The following is an 18,082-nucleotide window of genomic DNA, read 5'->3' on the forward strand; positions in this document are numbered from 1 at the left end:
CTACCCGGGCGGGGCGTCTCTCAGCCCTGACGTGCGCAGGTCACCTCCGCCGTCGAGCCGCGCACGATCAGCTCGGTGGCGAGCTCGACGTGATGGGAGTCGATGGGCTCGCCGGCCGCCAGGCGCAGCGCGGTGCGCAGCGCGACGCTGCCCATCTCGCGCAGCGGCTGGCGGACGGTGGTGAGCGGCGGCGAGGCCATCCGGGCGATCTGGGTGTCGTCGAAGCCCACGATGCTGAGGTCCTCGGGGACGCGCAGCCCGCGCGCGCGGGCCGCCTCCATGACGCCGAGCGCGGTCTCGTCGCAGCCGACGAAGATCGCCGTGGGGGGCTCGGGCAGGTCGAGCACGGTGGCGCCGTACGTCAGCCCGTCCTGGTAGCGGAAGTGGCCGAAGTGCGTGTAGCAGGGCGGCAGCACGACGCCCTCGGCCTCCAGCGCCGCCCGGTAGCCGTGCAGCCGCGCCTGGTTGCAGGCCGCGGTGGCCGGGCCGCCGATGTAGGCGATGCGCCGGTGCCCGAGCCCGAGCAGGTGCTGGGTGGCGGCCAGCCCGCCCGCGAAGTTGGTCGAGCCGACGCTGGTCACGCGGGTGCGCGGCAGGTTGAGCGGGTCGATGACGACCAGCGGCACCCGCGCCCGCGCCAGCGCGGTGAGCTGCCCGCTGGTCAGCTCGCTGGTGACCGCGATGAGCGCCCGCCGCCCGGCGGCGGCCAGCTCGCGCGCCCAGGGGCCGGGGCGGGCCGCGTCCCGCCTGAGGCTGACCACGACCCCGACGCCCAGCTCGGCCCCCGCGTTGATCAGGCCCTGGATGAGCTCGGTCGAGTACGCGTTGATGTAGGAGTCGAACTGCACCTCGACCGTGTCCGTCCCGGCGCTCTCGCCCCGGCGCGGCGACGGCGACACGTAGTCGTGCTGGCGCAGCAGCGACTCGACCAGCGAGCGGGTCGCCGGGGCGACGTCGCTGCGCCCGTTGAGCACCTTGGACACGGTCGCCACCGACACCCCGGCCGAGGCCGCGACCGTGGCGAGGGTGGCGCGCCTAGGAGTGGCCGGCATCGATTCCCTCCTGAACGTCCACGGAGAAGGGCGTGTCGAGGCGGCGGTCGTGGCCGACGGCCCGTACGGGGCCGGTCAGCCGGACCACGCCGCGGCACGGCAGGTCGGCGGCGGACGTGCCGACGAGCACCTCGATGTCCCCTGGCTCCACGATGCGCCTCAGATCACGTCCGGTGAAGGCGGTGCGGTCGGCGTGCACGCGGAAGGTGACGCGGGCCGCCGCGTCGGGCTCCAGCCGGACCCTGGCGAACCCGGCGAGCTGGCGTACCGGCCGGGTGACCTGGGCGAGGACGTCGTGCAGGTAGAGCTGGACGAGCTCGTCGCCGGCCCGCCCGCCGGTGTTGCGCACCCGCACGCCCACCGTGAACTCGCCGTCCGTCGGCACCTCTGCGTCGCTGATCCGCAGGTCGTCGAGGGCGAAGGCGGTGTAGGAGGCGCCGTGGCCGAAGGGGAACAGCGGGGTCGGGTCGAGGTTGCTGATGCCGTGGCTGTCGGCGCCGAGCGGCGGCTGCAGGTAGGTGCCCGGCTGGCCGCCGTGCCCGCGCGGGATCTGCACCGGCAGCCGGCCCGACGGCTGGACCCGTCCGGACAGCACGCCGGCGATGGCCGCGCCGCCCTCCTCGCCGGGCATGAACGCCTGCACGAGCCCGGCGGCGGCGGCGTGCACCTCGCCCAGCGCGTACGGCCGCCCGGACACGACCACCACGACGACCGGCGTCCCCGTGGCGGCCAGCTCGGTGACCAGGTCCTCCTGCACGCCGGGCAGCCGCAGGTCGTCGGCGTCGCAGCCCTCCCCCGACGTGCCGTGCCCGAACAGCCCGGCGAGGTCGCCGACGGCCACCACGCACAGGTCGGCCTCGCGGGCGGCGGCGGCCGCGGCGGCGAAGCCGGAGCGGTCGCCGCCCTGCACGTCGCAGCCCCGCTCGTGGACGATCTCGGCGCCGGGCAGCTCGGCGCGCAGCGCGTCGAGCAGGCTCGGGGCCTCGACGCCGAGCCCGACGCCGGGGTGGCGGGGCAGCACGTGGTTGGGGAAGGCGTAGCAGCCCATGAACGTGCGCGGCTCGTCGGCGCACGGCCCGACGACCGCCACCCGGCGCGGCGCGGCCCGGTCCTCGGCCGGCAGGGGCAGCGCGCTGCCCGCGTCGAGCAGCACGATCGAGCGCTCGGCCAGCTCGCGGGCCAGCTCCCGGTTGCCCGGCCCGTCCAGATCCACGGTGCCGGCCCCGGCGACGGACAGCTCCGGCGTCCAGCCGGCGTCGAGCAGCCCGAGCTGCGCCTTCTGGGTGAGCAGCCGGCGCGCGGCGCGGTCGATCAGCTCCTCGGGCAGCTCGCCGCTGCGCACCCGCTCGGCCAGCCGCTGGCTGAAACCGAGGGTGTCGGGCAGCTCGACGTCGATGCCGGCGGCCAGGGCGAGCGCGCCGGCCTCCTCGGCGTCCGCGGCCACCTGATGCATGGTGGCGAGGAACGGGACCGCCCAGTAGTCGGAGACGACGGTGCCGGTGAAGCCCCACTCCTCGCGCAGCACCTCGGTGAGCAGCCAGGGGTCGGCCCCGGCGGGCACGCCGTCCACGTCGGAGTAGGAGTTCATGACCGAGCGGGCCCCGCCGAGCGCGATCGCGGTCTCGAACGGCGGCAGGATCATGTCCATCAGCTCGCGCCGGCCCATCGGCACCGGGCCGTGGTTGCGGGCCGCGCGGGAGGCCGAGTAGCCGGCGAAGTGCTTGAGCGTGGCGATGACGCCGGCGCTCTCCAGGCCGCGCACGTAGGCGGCGCCGAGCATGGAGACGAGGTAGGGGTCCTCGCCCATCGTCTCCTCGACCCGCCCCCACCGGTAGTCGCGCACCACGTCGAGAACCGGCGACAGGCCCTGGTGGACGCCGACCGCGGCCATGTCGCGGCCGATCGCCGCCGCCATCCGCTCGACGAGCTCCGGGTCGAACGTCGCGCCCCACGCGATGGCGGCCGGGTAGACGGTCGCGCCGTACGCGGTGAACCCGGTCAGGCATTCCTCGTGCACGATGGCCGGGATGCCGAGCCGCGAGGCCGCGATCACCTGGCGCTGCAACCTGATCACCTCGGCGGCGCCCTCCTGGGGCGTGACGGGCGCGCTGCCGTGCACCCGGGTCAGGTGGCCGAGGCCGTGCCGGATCGCCTCGGCGAACGGGACGGTGCCGGAGGCGGCGAACACGTCCTGCATGGGGGCCACGTTGAGCGCGGCGTCATCGCCGGTGTCGTCAACGCCGTCAACCTCGTCAACGCCGTCAACCTGGTCGACACCGGCCGCCTGTTCGGCCTGCATGTCGTTGCCGATCCACCGGCTGCCGAGCTGGCCGATCTTCTCCTCAAGGGTCAGCTCCGCGAGGAGCGCCTCCACCCGGTCCGCAAGGGGAAGGGCGGGGTCCTGCCACGGGCGGCCCGCGCCCACCTCGGGAGTTCGCTCCACGGCCGTCATCGGTGCTCCTTAAAGCCGAATATCAGCGTTAGTTTTTCGAAATGTTTCGACGCCGTCAGCGACCTCTGAGCGAGACCTCCTCGTCACCAGATGAGCAGCTAAGCGCCGCGTCAGCGTACTTTACTCGACCCCTGTTCGAATAGGGAGGCATCGCACCGCGGCGGTCTTGACAGGCACATTGCCGAAACCTAGATTGGCGTGCCACGCGGCATGTCGCAAATGTTTCGACAAGCTCACCTCGCATCCCTGGTTCAAAGGGACGCGCGCCCAACCCCCCGGCGTTCGAGTACGGAGATCAGCGTGGAGACCAGGACAACTTCCCGCCGCACGTTCCTCAGCCTCTCCATGGGCGTTCCCCTGGGAGCAGCCCTGGCCGCCTGCGGCAGTTCCGGGCCCACCAAGCCCGGCACCGCCGCCAGCACCGGCGGCGGAGGGGGCGGCAAGAGCGCGACCTACTGGTACCTGTCCACGCAGCCGCAGGAGGGCGTGCGTACCAGGACCATGGAGCGCTTCAACAAGGCGAACCCCAACGGCACCATCGAGGGCACGACCTTCCAGAACGACGCTTTCAAGACGAAGATCAAGACCGCCATCGGCGCCGGCCAGGCCCCCACGCTGATCTGGGGCTGGGGCGGCGGCACGCTGCGCAGCTACGTGCAGGCCGGCCAGGTCGACGATCTCACGCCGTTCTTCGAGCAGAACCAGCAGCTGAAGGACCGGCTCTTCCCCTCCTCGTTCGGCGCGGCCACGATCGACGGCAAGATCTACGCGATGCCGTGCGAGACCATGCAGCCCATCGTCCTCTACTACGACAAGCGGGCCTTCGAGAAGATCGGCGCGCAGCCGCCCCAGACGTGGGGCGACATCATGGACCTGGTGCCGAAGTTCAACGCCAAGGGCATCGCGCCGTTCTCGCTGGGCGGCCAGTCGCGCTGGACGAACATGATGTGGCTGGAGTTCCTCTTCGACCGCATCGCCGGCCCCGAGGTCTTCCAGGCCGTCTTCGACGGCGAGAAGGACGCCTGGTCGCACCCCGCCGCCCTCGACGCCCTGACCAAGATGCAGGAGCTGATCAAGGCCAACGGCTTCATCAAGGGCTTCTCCTCGATCACCGCCGACTCCAACGCCGACCAGGCCCTCCTCTACACCGGCAAGGCCGCGATGATGCTGCACGGCGGCTGGACGTACGGCAGCATGAAGACCGACGGCGGCGACTTCGTCTCGGGCGGCAACCTCGGCTACATGAACTTCCCGCCGGTCGACGGCGGCAAGGGCGACCCCGGCAACACGGTCGGCAACCCCGGCCAGTACATGTCGATCTCCTCCAAGGCCACGCCGGAGCAGAAGGAGATCGCCAAGAAGTTCTTCGCCACCGAGCTGATGAGCGACGCCTCGGCCAAGGAGTGGGTGGGCACCGGCGCGGTGCCGATCGTCAAGGGCGCCGACTCGATGTTCACCTCCTCGCCGGACGCGGAGTTCCTCAAGTTCGTCTACGGCATCGCGGTCAACGCCAAGTCCTTCGCGCAGTCCTGGGACCAGGCGCTCAGCCCGACGGCGGCCGAGGTGCTGCTGGACAACATCGCCAAGCTGTTCCAGCTGTCGATCTCGCCGCAGCAGTTCACCTCGAACATGAACGCGGTCATCGGCAAGTGAGCGTCATCCCCCTCCCGTCCGGGCGGAACGTTCCCCCGGCCGCCTCGTCCGGCGGCCGGGGGGCCTCGGCGCTCCCCTGGCTCGCGGTCCCGGCCCTGGTGTTCTTCGTCGGCTTCGGCGTGATCCCGCTCATCGGGGTGCTCCTGCTCAGCTTCACCTCGTGGGACGGGCTCGGCGACATCAACGTCACGGGCTTCGACAGCTGGCGGGCGGTGCTGGCCGACCCCGGGCTGCCGCACGCGCTCTGGGTGACGTTCCTGGTGATGGCCCTGTCGTGGCTGGTGCAGACGCCCGCGAGCATCCTCATCGGCGTGTTCCTCGCCGGGCAGCAGCGCTACCGCGCGGTGCTCGCGGTGCTGTACTTCATCCCGCTGCTGCTCAGCTCGGCGGCCATCGCGATCACCTACAAGGCGCTGCTCGACCCCAACTTCGGGCTCGGCGCCGGGCTGCAGATCGACCTGCTGGTGCAGGACTGGCTCGGCGAGCCCGCCCTGGCGATGGGCGTGATCATCTTCGTGGTGTCGTGGCAGTTCATCCCGTTCCACTCGCTGATCTACCAGGGCGGCGTGCGCCAGATCCCCCGGTCGATGTACGAGGCGGCCGAGCTGGACGGCGCCGGCCGGGTGCGCAAGTTCTTCAGCATCACGCTGCCGCAGCTCAAGTACACGATCATCACGTCCTCGACGCTCATGGTCGTCGGCTCGCTGACGTTCTTCGACCTGATCTTCGTGCTGACCGCGGGCGGTCCCGGCGACGCCACCCGGGTCCTCGCCATCGACATGTACAAGCGCGGCTTCCAGGCCAACCTCATGGGCCCGGCCAGTGCGATCGCCTGCATCCTGGTTCTGGTGGGCCTGGTCCTGGCGCTCCTGCTGCGCCGGCTCGGCGGCCGGGACGCGAACGCCAGCCAGCTGGAAGGGGCCTGACATGGCGACGACGCTGACCAAGGAGCCGTCGCGGACCGCGGCCCAGCACGCCCGCCCGCCCCGGCGCCGCCTCGGGGAGCGGCCCAACTGGCTGGGCGGCGCGATCAGCTGGATCTGGCTGCTCGTCGTGATCGTGCCGATCTACTGGATCGTCGTCACGAGCTTCAAGTCGCAGAGCAACTACTACGCCGAGAACCCGTTCGCGCCGCCGGCCGAGCCCACCCTCGCCAACTACCAGATGGTCGTCGAGTCGGGCTTCATCCGCTACTTCGTCAACAGCCTGGTGGTGGCGATCGGGGCGGTGGCGCCGGCGGTCGCGGTTTCGTTCATGGCGGCGTACGCGATCGTGCGCGGCGGCGGCAGCCGTTTCCTGCGCTCCACGAACTCGCTGTTCCTCATGGGGCTGGCCATCCCGCTCCAGGCCACGGTCATCCCGATCTACCTGATCATCATCAGGCTGCACCTGTACGACACGCTGCTGGCGCTCATCCTGCCGTCGATCGCGTTCGCGATCCCGCTGTCGGTGCTGGTCCTGTCGAACTTCATCAGGGACGTGCCGAAGGAGCTGTTCGAGTCGATGCGGCTGGACGGCGCCAGCGAGTGGGGCACGCTGTGGCACCTGGCGCTCCCGCTGACCCGCCCTGCCGTGGTGACGGTGACCATCTACAACGCGCTCGCCATCTGGAACGGCTTCCTGCTGCCGCTGATCCTGACGCAGAGCCCGGAGCAGCGCACGCTGCCGCTGGCCTTGGCGAGCTTCCAGGGCCAGTACAGCATCAACGTGCCGGCGGTGCTCGCCGCGGTCGTGCTGACCACGCTGCCCATCCTCGTCCTGTACGTGCTGGGCCGCCGCCAGCTCCTCGCGGGCCTGACCGCGGGGTTCAGCAAGTAACTTGGGCGCGTGACCCACGACGAGATCACCCGATGGCTCGCCGGGCGGGCGGTCCCGCTCGACGAGCCGGCCCCGTTCCGCGCCGCGCTGGAGGGGGTGCGGCTGGTCGGGCTGGGCGAGGCCACGCACGGCAGCGCCGAGTTCTTCTCCCTGCGCCGGCGGCTGACCGAGCTGCTGGTGCGGGAGCTCGGCTTCACCACCCTCGCGATCGAGGCCAGCGCGGCGGCGGCCCGGGCCGTGGACGACCACGTGCGCACCGGCCGCGGTGACGCCGGACAGGTGGTCGCCGGGCTGGGCTTCTGGACGCTCGACACCGCCGAGATGCTGGCCGTGGTCGAGTGGCTGCGTGAGCACAACCGCACCGCCGAGCGGCCCGTACGGTTCGTCGGCGTCGATCCGCAGCACCCGGACGCGGCGCTGCGGCTCCTGCGCGAGCACCTGGGAGAGGCGGCGGACGAGTTGCTCGGCCCCCTGGAGGTGCTGGCCCGGTCACGGTGGGGGCGGGACGAGCCACTGGGCCCCGAGGTCGAGACCGCGGCACGGCGGCTGGCTGATCACGTGATGGCGGAGGGCCCCGACGAGGTCCGCGAGGCAGCCCGCGTCGCCCGTCAGGCCGCCGAGCTGTCGTGCCGTCCCTTCACGCACACCGACCCCGAGCTGACCCTGGGCGCGGCCCGCGACCGCCACATGGCCGGGAACGCGAGCCTGCTGCTCGCCGAGCCCGGCGCGAAGGTCGTGCTGTGGGCGCACAACGGCCACATCGGCAAGGGCCGCATCGGCGGGGCCGCCACCATGGGACGCCACCTCGCCGACGCGCACGGCGCGGCCTACTACGCCCTGGGCGCCCTCTTCGGCTCCGGCGAGTTCCGTGCCGTCCCCAAGTCCCGGCTGCGCCGCCGGCCCCGCTTCCTCCGGTTCGGCGCTCCCCCGCCGGAGGACCGGCTGCCGACGCGGACGTTCCGGGTGCCGCCCGCGACGACGCCGCTCGCCGTGGAGACGCGGCTGGCCGCCGCCTGCCCCGCCGACCACGTCGTGGACCTGCGCGGCGGGGAGCGGCCGGCGGCCGTGGCGGAGTGGCTGGCGACCACCGCGCACTTCCGGTCGTTCGGCGCGGTCGCCGGCCGGCTCACCGCCTCGCTGGCGTTCAAGCCCGTGGTCCTTGGCGAGGAGTTCGACGGCCTGGCCTTCGTCCACACCGCCACCGCCTCCACCCCGCTGCCGTAGCTCACCGGTAGGCGGCGGCCTGGAGGCCGTAGAGGTCGGCGTAGAGGCCGCCCCTGGCCATGAGCGCGTCGTGGTCGCCCTGCTCGACGACCTTGCCGTGCTCCAGCACGTAGATGCGGTCGGCGAGGCGGACGCTGGCCAGGCGGTGGGTGATGAGCAGCACCGTGCGGCCGTCGGCGTGGCCGCGGATGCGCTCGAACAGCGCGTGCTCGGCGCGGGCGTCGAGCGCGGCGGTGGGCTCGTCGCAGATGAGCAGGTCGGCGTCGCGGTGGAAGCCGCGGGCCACGGCGATGCGCTGCCACTGCCCGCCGGACAGCTCGTGGCCGTCCTTGAACCGGCGGTCGAGCAGGGTGCGGTAGCCGTGCGGCAGCCCGGCGATCACCTCGTCGGCCCCGGCCACCCTCGCCGCCGAGTGCAGGGCCCGCTCGCCCTTGTCGGTGCCCATCGTGATGTTGTAGCGGGCGGTGAGCGGCCAGCGGGTGTGGTCCTGGGCGATGACGGCGGTGCGGGCGCGCAGGGCCTCCGGATCGACCTCGCGCAGGTCGATGTCGTCCCAGTGGACGGACCCAGTGTCGGGCTCGTACAGGCCGGCGAGGATCTTGGACAGGGTGGTCTTGCCCGAGCCGTTCTCGCCGACGAACGCGACGATCTCGCCCCGCTTGATCTCGACGGACACCCCGCGTAACGCCGGCTCCTCCGCGCCGGGGTAGGTGAAGGTCAGGTCGTCGGCGGTGATGCGGTCGAAGCCCTCAGGGGCCGGTCGCGGGCGGGGCGGGACCAGGCGGCCCTCCGCGTCGGCGCAGAAGCGCAGGAAGTCGGTGAAGTAGAGGCCCTGCTCGTACAGCGTGTTGGTGGTGAACAGCAGGCTGGACAGCGAGCCCTGGGCCGACCGGATGGCGAGGACCGCGGTGCCCGCCACGGCCAGCGGGATCGCCCCGACCGCGAGCAGCACGCCGAGCGCGACGTAGACCAGGGCGCTGCCGAGGCCGCCGAGCGCCTGCCCGGCCAGCCGGGTGAAGGTCTGCCGCCTGACCAGCTTGAGCATCTCCTCCTGCTCGGCCCGCGCCACCCGGTCGTAGACGCGCAGCAGGAACGCGCGCATGGTGAAGGCGCGGACCTCGGCCGCGCAGTCGCGGTCGGCCAGCAGACGGCTGATGATGTACTTGCGCCGGCGGGCCGGGACGAGCCCGTTGACCGTGGTGTAGCGCTGGCGGGCGGCGCGGATCGCGGCCCAGGCGTCGGGCAGCACGGCCAGCGGGAGCAGCGGCAGCAGCACCGGGTGCAGCACGCCGAGCACGCCGGCCGCCGCCGCGATGCCGACGAGCGAGGTGACGACGTCGACGGCGGAGGAGACGACGACGCCGACGGTGTTCACGCCGTAGCCCTCGGCGCGTTCGAGCGCGTCGTGGAACTCGGGATCGTCGTAGGCGATCAGCTCGACCTTGCTGGTCAGCCCGTACAGCCGCGTCTCGGCGGCCCGTTCGAGCTGCGGGCCGAGCCGCGCCTCGGCCCATCCGGCGCCCGCCTGCAGCAGCGCGCGGGCCACGGCCGCCGCCCCGACCAGGACCAGGCTGGGCAGGGCGGCCAGCACCCGGTCCGGGGTCGGGCCCTCGCTGAGCAGCGCGGTGAGCGCGCCCGTGGTGGCCAGCAGCCCGAACGCGGTGACGATCCCGCCGAGCAGGCTGAGCGAGACGGTGGACACGGTGTCGCGGGGGCTGGCGGACCAGGCCAGGCGCAGCGCCTCGGCGATGAGCGAGGGCAGCCGCCTGGCCATGGTCAGGAAGCCGACCGCGGCCATGGTGTCGTGGTGGGCGTAGTAGGTGGAGGGCGTGATCTCGCCGAGTTCGAGATCCGGCTCGGGCGCAGGCCGGGGGCTGGGTTCGGGGGGAGCTTCGGGCATGACGTGAGTGTGCCCGTCCGGACCGGCGGACTCGCCGCCGGCGAAGGTCATAACACCGTGATAGGGGCAATCTGACAGGTGCCGAGGCGCGGGAGCGCGCATACCGTGACAGCCACCCCCACCCCTCGGAGGACCCCCATGCCCCGACGCTTACGTCACGTGCTCTCCCTCGTCCTCGGTCTCGCCCTGCTCGCGGTCGCCACCCCGGCCCGCGCGACCGCCCTGGTCACGGTGCTCCGGTACGACTCCAGCCGGGCGGCCGAGTTCGTCTCGGCCGTGGACCAGGCCGCCGCGATCTGGAACTCCAGCGTGTCGAACGTGCGCCTGGTCAAGGGCACGCCCGCGCACTTCACCGTGATCGCCGACAACGGCTGGCCCCGCGCCCTGCCGACCAGCCTCGGCCGCGGCACGGTCTGGATGGGCCGCGAGGCCACCTCCCAGGGCTACAACCCGGTCCGCATCGCCGCCCACGAGATCGGCCACATCCTCGGCCTGCCCGACCGGCGCACCGGCCTGTGCACCGATCTGATGTCGGGCTCCAGCGCGCCCACGAGCTGCACCAACGCGAACCCGAGCGCCGCCGAACGGGCGGCGGTGGACCGGGCCTTCGCCGGCACCGCCGCGCCGCTCGTCGAGTTCGACCGGCTGCACGAGTTCGACCGGTAGCACGCCGGCCGCTGAGCCCTCACCCGCAGCGGTAGCCGTCCGGCAGGCGCGTGTCGCCGGCCGGGCGGCTGCCCTGGAAGCCGAAGGACGTGCTCGCGCCCGGCCCCAGCGACCCGTTGTGCGCGGCGTTCCTGGCGGTGACGCTCTGCCCGCTCGCCGTCAGGGTGGCGTTCCACGAGCCGGTCAGCTGGTGGCCGGCGGGCAGCGTGAACGTCACGGCCCAGCCGGTGAGCGCGCTCGTGCCGGTGTTGGTGACGGTGACCTGGACGACGTATCCGTTGCCCCACTGGCTCTGCGTGCTCGCCGTGACCGAGCAGCCGCCCGTCCCCCCGTCGGGGCGGGTGGTCACGGCGACCGTGGCCGAGCGGGGCGAACGGTTGCCCGCCGCGTCCTTCGCGTAGACGGCGAACGTGTACGCGGTGTTCGCGGCGAGCCCGCTCACCGTCGCGGCGGGCGTGGCGGAGGAGGCCACGACCGTCTCGCCCGAGCCCGTCACCCGGACCACGTCGTAGCCGGTCACGCCCACGTCGTCGGTGGCGGCGGCCCAGGTCAGCCGGACCGACGACGAGGTGACGTCGCCGGCCGACGGCGTGCCGGGGGCGGTGGGCGGCGTGGTGTCGCCGGGCGAGCCGTCGTAGGTCAGGCCGAACCCGTACGGGAACAGCGGCGTCTTGCCGTCGCCGTCGTTGATCGGCTGCTGGGAGGCGCTGCTCATCCAGGTCACGGGCAGCTTGCCGGTGGGCTTGACCGCGCCGAACAGCACGTCGGCCACCCCCTGGCCCTCGGTGCCCGGCAGCCAGGCGGCGACCAGCGCGTTCCAGCCGGGGAGCTGGGCGGCGACGTCCAGCGGCCGGCCGCTGACCAGCACGACCACGACCGGGACGCCGGAGGCGCGCAGGGTGGCGAGCGTGGCGAGGTCGGTGCTGTCGAGGCCGAGGGAGCCGGGCCGGTCGCCCTCGCCCTCCGCGTACGGCGTCTCGCCCACGACCGCGACCGCCACCCGGTAGGAGCCGTCGATGCCGCCGCCGTCGCGGCTGTAGGTGACGGTCGTGCCGGAGCCGGCGGCGTTCCTGATGCCCTGGAGGATGGTGGTGCCGGGGGTGATCGCGCCGGCCGAGCCCTGCCAGGAGATCGTCCAGCCGCCGCTCTGCAGCCCGATGTCGTCGGCGCTCCTGCCGGCCACGAAGATCTTGCCGCCGGGCGCGAGCGGCAGCACGTTCCCGCTGTTCTTCAGGACGACCTGCGACTTCGCGACCGCCTCGCGGGCGATGGCGCGGTGCGCGGAGGAGCCGACGGTCGCGGTGTAGGAGCGGTCGGTGAGCGGCTTCTCGAACAGGCCGAGCTCGAACTTCTTGGTGAGGATGCGGCGGACCGCGTCGTCGATCCGCGCGGTGCTCACCCGGCCGGCCTGGACCTCGGCCCGCAGCAGGTCGATGAACTGCCGCCAGGAGGTCGGCGCCATCACCATGTCGATGCCGGCGTTGACGGCGGCGCGCACGTCGGAGGCGGAGGCGCCGGGCGCGCCGTCGATCTGGTCGATGCCGTTCCAGTCGGAGACGACGAAGCCGGTGAAGCCCAGCTCGCCCTTGAGCACGGTCGAGACGAGGTACTGGTGGCCGTGCAGCTTGGCGCCGTTCCAGCTGCTGAAGGAGATCATCACCGAGCCGACGCCCTTCTCGACGGCGGCCCGGAACGGCGGCAGGTGGATGGCCCGCAGCTCGGCCTCGGAGAGCTGGGTGTCGCCCTGGTCGACGCCGCCGGTGGTGCCGCCGTCGCCGACGTAGTGCTTGGCGGTGGCGAGGACGGAGGCGGGGCCGTTCAGCGCGGTGCCCTGGAGGCCGGTGATGAACGTCGTCATCTCGGACGGCAGGGCGGGGGTCTCGCCGAACGACTCGTACGTACGGCCCCACCGGTCGTTGCGCGCCACGCAGAGGCAGGGCGCGAAGTTCCAGTCCACGCCGGTGCCGGAGACCTCCTCGGCCACCGCCCGGCCGATGCGCTGCACCAGCGCGGGGTCGCGGGCGGCGCCGAGGCCGATGTTGTGCGGGAAGATCGTGGCGCCTGCGACGTTGTTGTGGCCGTGCACGGCGTCGACGCCGTACAGGATGGGGACGCCGAGCGGGGTGGCGAGGGCGGCGTTCTGGAATCTGTCGTACATGTCGGCCCAGGACGTGGCCGTGTTCGGCGAGGGCGCGGACCCGCCGCCGGACAGCACCGAGCCGAGCCGGTAGGAGGTGACGTCGGCGGCGCTCACCGAGCCGCGCTCGGCCTGCGTCATCTGCCCGATCTTGTCGTCCAGCGACATCCGGGACATCAGGTCGCTCACCCGGGTCGGCACCGGCAGCGTCGGATCCTGGTACGGCAGTGCCGCCACCGCGTACGCCCGCGGCCCGCCGGCCGGCGTGCCCGGCACGTTCAGCGTCGCGAGCGCGAGCAGCGTCACCGCCACCCCCGCCGCCCACTTCCCGATCCTGCTTCTCATGACCCTCCACCCCTGGCTGCCGGCACGGTTTGGGAGCGCTCCCAAGCGCACTGTAGGTCACCGGCACCAGCGCGCCCATCCACGCCGCCCGCCCCTCCCCCGGCACCAGCGCGAACGCCCCGGAGAAGGTGAAACTTTCACCTGCGCCACCAAGGGGAAACCCCCGCCCGGCGCACGGCCGGACGGGGGTTTCGCAGGGGTTGACCGAGATCAGCCGGTGAAGCCGACCATCGAGTAGTCGTAGGACTTGTAGCCCTTCGCGCCCCAGTTGGCGAGGGTCTTCTTCGCCGCCTGGATGTCGGGACGCTGGTACAGCGGAATCGTGTGCACCATGTCCCAGATGAGCTTGTCCGCGGCGTTGGCCTTGACGATGGCCTGCTCCGGGTCGAGCTCGCTCACGGCCGCCTCGATGGCCTCGTCCAGGGCCGGGTCGCTGCCCTTGGGGAAGTTGCTCTCGGAGCCGGTCTTGTAGATCTGGGACAGGCCGCCGATGGGCAGCGGCGTGCCGATCCAGGAGAACGGCACCAGGTCGAAGTCGCCCTTGATGACGTAGTCCACGAAGAACTTGTCGACCGGGACCGGGCGGATGTTGACCTTGACCCCGGCCTCCTTGAGCATGGCCTGGGTCAGCTCACCCTCGGTCTGCGCGACCGGGGTGCCCGTCGGGATGACGAAGCTCAGTTCGAGCTCCTTGCCGTCCTTCTTGCGGTACTCGCCCTCCTGCTTCCAGCCGGCCTGGTCGAGGAGCTGCTTGGCCTTCTCCAGGTTGTACTTGCCGAGGTCGCCGGAGTTGTCGACGTAGCCCTTGTGGTTGTTCATGAAGACGTGGTTGCCGAGCGTCTGCAGCGGCCAGTCCATGTCCTTGAGGTCGGACTGCGTGATCACGTCACGGTTGATGCCGTACGCGATGGCCTGGCGGACGGTCTTGTCCTTCAGGTTCGCGCTGACGTTGTTGACCGTGATGTGCCGCCAGTTCGGGCTGAGCGCCTTACGGATGTCCACGTTCGGGACCTCCTTGGCGCGCTTCAGCTCGGCCGGGGCGCCGGACGGGATCTCGACGCCGTCGAGCTCGCCGTTGGCGAAGGCGTTGACCTGCGCCTCCGGCGACTCGATGCCACGGAAGATGATCTTGTCGAGCTTGGCCTTCTTGCCCCACCAGTTGTCGTCACGCACCAGCGTGAGCGTCTTGGTGCCCTCGTCGATCTTCTCGACCTTGAACGGGCCCGCCGTGACGGGGATCTTGCCCTTGTAGTCGTTCTCGTACTTGTCCGCGTCCAGGATGTGCTTGGCCGGGTACAGGTGCGGCGAGCGCGAGTACAGGCCCATCCACTCGGGGTAGGGCTTGGAGAAGGTCACGACGGCGACCTTGTCCGTGTCGCCCTTGGTGACCGACTCGATCCGGTCCCAGCCGTCGGTGGAGGCCGGCTTGTACTTCTTGTCCTTGCCGCTGTTGACCTTCCAGGCGGCCTCGAAGTCCTCCCAGGTGATCGGCGTGCCGTCCGACCACTTGGCCTTGTCGTTGATCGTGTACGTGACGACGTGCTTGTCGGCGCTCAGCTCGTTCTTGACGTCGGAGAGGTAGTCCGGGTTGGCCGACCACTGCGCCTGCTCGTCGAACACGATCGGCTGCGGCATGATCACGTCGAGCATGTCCGCCGTGTCGGACTGGTTGCCGTCCACGTGGTTGCCGTTCCACTGCTGCGGCCACTGGCCGACGGCCAGCGTCAGCGTGCCGCCGTCCTTGACCTGCTCGTACGGCACCGCGTTGATGCTGATGGCCGGAGTCTGCGACATCTGCTGCTGAGCCTGCTGCGACTGCTCGGTGCTCGGCTTCTTGGCTTCGCCGCCACCCCCGCCACAAGCCGCGACGGCCAGGGCCAGAACCGCGAGCCCCGCGGTCGCCCGGTAACGAACCTTCACTTTTCCTCCTGATCGTCCGAGGCCGTGATGACCTCGATCTCCTCCGCGTAGTGGCAGGCGGCGCCGTGATCCACGGCGTTCGCCAGCCGAGCAACCGAGGGCTCTTCGTCCACACACCGCTGCCGCTCCGCCTCGTTGAGCTGGGTGGCGAACTTGGGACAACGGGTGCGGAACCGGCAACCCGTGGGCGGGTTCGCCGGGCTGGGCAGGTCGCCTTCGAGCAGGATCCGCTTCCGGGTGCGTTCCATCTCGGGGTCCGGAAGCGGGATCGCCGACAGCAGCGCCTGCGTGTAGGGATGCGCGGGGCGGTCGTAGACCTCCTCGACCGTGCCGATCTCGGCGATCTTGCCGAGGTACATCACGGCCACCCGGTCGGCCAGGTGCCTGACCACGGCCAGGTCGTGGGCGACGAAGAGGTACGACAGCCCCAGGGTGTTCTTCAGCTCCTCCAGCAGGTTGATCACACCCGCCTGGATGGAGACGTCGAGTGCCGAGACCGGCTCGTCCAGGACGAGCAGCTTCGGCTCCAGCGCGAGCGCGCGGGCGATGCCGATGCGCTGGCGCTGGCCTCCGGAGAACTGGCTCGGGTAGCGCTCGGCGTGCTCCGGCGACAGCCCGACCAGCTCCAGCAGCTCCGCGACCCTGGCGCGCACGTCCTTGCGGCCGTGGGCGCGCAGCGGCTCGGCGATGATGTCCTGGACCGGCATGCGCGGGTCGAGCGCGGCCATCGGGTCCTGGAAGACGATCTGCACGTCCCGGCGGAGCTCCCGGCGCAGCGCCTTGTCGATCTTGGCGCTGTCCTTGCCGAGCACCACCACCCGGCCGCGCTCCGGCGGCGCGAGCTGCATGATCTGCTGCAGCGTGGTGGTCTTGCCGCAGCCCGACTCGCCGACCAGGGCCAGCGTCTCGCCCTCGGCGATGTCGAGGGTGATGCCGTCCACGGCGTAGACCGTGCCGACCCGGCGCTTGAACACCGCGCCCTTCATGAGCGGGTAGTGCCGGATCATGTCGTCCAGCTCCAGGACCGTCGCGCGCTCGGCGCGCGGCACCCGGACCACCTCGCTCGGCGGGATCACCGGCACGGGGAACACGTCGGCCCCGGTCAGGCCCTTGTGCTCGATCTCGTGGGAGCGGATGCAGGCCACGCTGCGCCCGCCGCCGGGCCCGAACGGGATGAGCGGCGGCTCCTCGTCGTCGCACATGTCCACCCGCATGGGGCAGCGCGGCGCGAACGGGCAGCCGGGCGGCAGCGACGACGGCGAGGGCGGGTTGCCCTCGATCGGCACCAGCGGCCCCTCCTCGCCGTCGATCCGCGGGATCGAGGCGAGCAGGCCCATCGTGTACGGCATGCGCGGCCGGTAGTAGAGGTCGTCCACCGGCCCCTGCTCGACCGGCCGGCCCGCGTACATGACGAGCACCCGGTCGGCCATGCCGGCGATGACGCCGAGGTCGTGGGTGATCATCACGATGCCGGCGCCGGTCTCCTGCTGCGCGGTCTTCAGCACCTCCAGCACCTGGGCCTGGATGGTGACGTCGAGCGCGGTGGTCGGCTCGTCGCAGATGAGCAGGTCGGGGTCGTTGGCGATGGCCATGGCGATCATCGCGCGCTGCCGCATGCCGCCCGAGAACTCGTGCGGGAACGACTTGGCCCGCACGTCCGGGTGCGGGATGCCGACCAGGTCGAGCAGCTCGACGGCCCGCTTGGCGGCCTTGTCCTTCGGCATCCGCTGGTGGATGCGCACGGCCTCGGCGATCTGGTCGCCGATCGTGTAGACGGGCGTGAACGCCGACAGCGGGTCCTGGAAGATCATGCTGATGGACTTGCCGCGGATCTTGACCAGCTCGTCGTCGTCCATGCCGAGCAGCTCGCGGCCGTGCAGCTTGGCCGAGCCGCTGACGACGGCGTTCGGCGGGAGCAGGCCCATGACCGCGAGCGAGGTCACGGACTTGCCCGAGCCGGACTCGCCGACGATGCCGAGCACCTCGCCGCGCTCGACCTCGTACGACACCCCGCGCACGGCCTGGACGCCGCCGGGGAAGGTGACGGTGAGGTCCTTGACCTCCAAGATGCTCACGAGTTGCTCCCGGGGTCGAGGGCGTCGCGCAGGCCGTCGCCGATGAGGTTCACGCTGAGCACGAGGAGCACCAGCGCGCCCGCCGGGAAGGCGAACAGCCAGGGGTAGCCGGTGGCGTTGCCGGAGCCGGCGGCGATCAGCGTGCCGAGCGAGACGTCCGGTGGCTGGATGCCGAAGCCGAAGAAGGACAGCGCCGCCTCACCGATGATCGCCGAGGAGACGTTGAGCGTCGCGTCGATGATCAGCAGCGAGGACAGGTTGGGCACGATGTGCCGGAAGATGATCTTCCAGCGCGGGATGCCCATGTAGACGGCGGCCAGGACGTACTCGCGCTCGCGCAGCGAGATCGTCATGCTCCGCACCACCCGGGAGGTGATCATCCAGGAGAACGCCGCGAGCAGCACGACGAACCACAGCCACGAGGAGCCCGACTTGAGGCGCGGCGAGATGATGGCGATGATCAGGAAGCTGGGCAGGACGAGGAGCAGGTCCACGCCCCACATGAGGATCCGATCCGCCCATCCACCGAAATATCCGGCGAACGCGCCGACGATCGCGGCCAGCCCCGTCGAGATCAGCGCCACCAGGAGGCCGATCACGATCGACTTCTGCATGCCGCGCAGCGTGATCGCGTACATGTCCTGGCCGATCGAGGTGGTGCCCCACCAGTGGTCGCCGTCGGGCGGCGACAGGAAGGCCAGGAAGTCCTTCTCCGTCCAGGCGTACGCGCCGAAGTACGGGCCGATGTAGGCGACCAGCACCAGCAGCAGCAGGGCGATGGAGCCGTAGCGGGCCTGCCGGTTGGCCACCAGCCGCCGCAGGACGACCTTGGTACGCATC

The 18,082-nt window shown here is 71.6% G+C and carries 12 protein-coding genes; 5 read left to right on the plus strand and 7 right to left on the minus strand.

Annotation, left to right across the window (positions count from 1 at the left end; all coding sequences use genetic code 11):
* Positions 1–20: 20 nt before the first annotated feature.
* Positions 21–1,052: a substrate-binding domain-containing protein gene (locus tag ACBR40_RS16390; RefSeq protein ID WP_344204525.1), complete on the minus strand. Its 1,032-nt coding sequence runs from the start codon at positions 1,050–1,052 to the stop codon at positions 21–23.
* Positions 1,036–3,504, minus strand: coding sequence for a glycoside hydrolase family 3 N-terminal domain-containing protein (locus ACBR40_RS16395; RefSeq protein WP_371249260.1), 2,469 nt, complete (start codon positions 3,502–3,504; stop codon positions 1,036–1,038). The genes ACBR40_RS16390 and ACBR40_RS16395 overlap by 17 nt, the downstream gene beginning before the upstream one ends.
* 300 nt (positions 3,505–3,804) lie before the next feature.
* Here ACBR40_RS16395 and ACBR40_RS16400 point away from each other — a divergent pair, with 300 nt between their 5' ends.
* The 4 genes from ACBR40_RS16400 to ACBR40_RS16415 are packed head-to-tail and all read left to right on the plus strand — an operon-like array spanning position 3,805 to position 8,199.
* Entirely contained in the window at positions 3,805–5,157 is a 1,353-nt protein-coding gene (locus tag ACBR40_RS16400) for an extracellular solute-binding protein (RefSeq protein WP_344204528.1), read from the plus strand.
* Positions 5,154–6,083, plus strand: coding sequence for a sugar ABC transporter permease (locus ACBR40_RS16405; protein ID WP_344204529.1), 930 nt, complete (start codon positions 5,154–5,156; stop codon positions 6,081–6,083). Before ACBR40_RS16400 ends, ACBR40_RS16405 begins: the two co-directional genes overlap by 4 nt.
* A 1-nt stretch (position 6,084) precedes the next feature.
* Positions 6,085–6,975 (plus strand): carbohydrate ABC transporter permease, encoded by an 891-nt coding sequence (locus ACBR40_RS16410; protein ID WP_371249261.1) that lies wholly within the window; start codon positions 6,085–6,087, stop codon positions 6,973–6,975.
* A gap of 9 nt (positions 6,976–6,984) precedes the next feature.
* Complete coding sequence (locus tag ACBR40_RS16415) at positions 6,985–8,199, plus strand: erythromycin esterase family protein (RefSeq protein WP_371249263.1); 1,215 nt, start codon at positions 6,985–6,987, stop codon at positions 8,197–8,199.
* A gap of 1 nt (position 8,200) precedes the next feature.
* Here ACBR40_RS16415 and ACBR40_RS16420 read toward each other — a convergent pair whose 3' ends face one another.
* Positions 8,201–10,099: an ABC transporter ATP-binding protein gene (locus ACBR40_RS16420; protein ID WP_371249265.1), complete on the minus strand. Its 1,899-nt coding sequence runs from the start codon at positions 10,097–10,099 to the stop codon at positions 8,201–8,203.
* 159 nt (positions 10,100–10,258) lie between these two features.
* Between ACBR40_RS16420 and ACBR40_RS16425 the strand changes: the two genes are divergently transcribed.
* Positions 10,259–10,765: a snapalysin family zinc-dependent metalloprotease gene (locus ACBR40_RS16425; protein ID WP_371249266.1), complete on the plus strand. Its 507-nt coding sequence runs from the start codon at positions 10,259–10,261 to the stop codon at positions 10,763–10,765.
* Between the two features lie 19 nt (positions 10,766–10,784).
* Here ACBR40_RS16425 and ACBR40_RS16430 read toward each other — a convergent pair whose 3' ends face one another.
* The 4 genes from ACBR40_RS16430 to ACBR40_RS16445 form a co-directional block, all read right to left on the minus strand.
* A complete protein-coding gene (locus ACBR40_RS16430; RefSeq protein ID WP_371249267.1) occupies positions 10,785–13,247 on the minus strand; it encodes a glycoside hydrolase family 3 N-terminal domain-containing protein in 2,463 nt (820 codons plus the stop codon).
* A 210-nt stretch (positions 13,248–13,457) separates the two neighbouring features.
* The gene (locus ACBR40_RS16435) at positions 13,458–15,167 is read right to left on the minus strand and encodes an ABC transporter family substrate-binding protein (protein ID WP_344204536.1); all 1,710 of its coding nucleotides are present in this window, start codon (positions 15,165–15,167) and stop codon (positions 13,458–13,460) included.
* Positions 15,164–17,242, minus strand: a complete 2,079-nt coding sequence (locus tag ACBR40_RS16440) for a dipeptide ABC transporter ATP-binding protein (RefSeq protein ID WP_371249268.1) — start codon at positions 17,240–17,242, stop codon at positions 15,164–15,166. The genes ACBR40_RS16435 and ACBR40_RS16440 overlap by 4 nt, the downstream gene beginning before the upstream one ends.
* Positions 17,239–18,081, minus strand: coding sequence for an ABC transporter permease (locus ACBR40_RS16445; RefSeq protein WP_344204539.1), 843 nt, complete (start codon positions 18,079–18,081; stop codon positions 17,239–17,241). The genes ACBR40_RS16440 and ACBR40_RS16445 overlap by 4 nt, the downstream gene beginning before the upstream one ends.
* Position 18,082: the final 1 nt, after the last annotated feature.

The organism is Nonomuraea sp. AD125B (genome assembly GCF_041402765.1).
GTDB classification, from domain to species: Bacteria; Actinomycetota; Actinomycetes; order Streptosporangiales; family Streptosporangiaceae; genus Nonomuraea; species Nonomuraea bangladeshensis.

Excerpts from the sequence above, each read along its gene's own strand:
- ACBR40_RS16390 (WP_344204525.1), bottom strand. The coding sequence starts at position 1,052 with ATGCCGGCCACTCCTAGGCGCGCCACCCTCGCCACGGTCGCGGCCTCG.
- ACBR40_RS16395 (WP_371249260.1), bottom strand. The coding sequence starts at position 3,504 with ATGACGGCCGTGGAGCGAACTCCCGAGGTGGGCGCGGGCCGCCCGTGG.
- ACBR40_RS16410 (WP_371249261.1), top strand. The coding sequence starts at position 6,085 with ATGGCGACGACGCTGACCAAGGAGCCGTCGCGGACCGCGGCCCAGCAC.
- ACBR40_RS16420 (WP_371249265.1), bottom strand. The coding sequence starts at position 10,099 with ATGCCCGAAGCTCCCCCCGAACCCAGCCCCCGGCCTGCGCCCGAGCCG.
- ACBR40_RS16430 (WP_371249267.1), bottom strand. The coding sequence starts at position 13,247 with ATGAGAAGCAGGATCGGGAAGTGGGCGGCGGGGGTGGCGGTGACGCTG.
- ACBR40_RS16445 (WP_344204539.1), bottom strand. The coding sequence starts at position 18,081 with ATGCGTACCAAGGTCGTCCTGCGGCGGCTGGTGGCCAACCGGCAGGCC.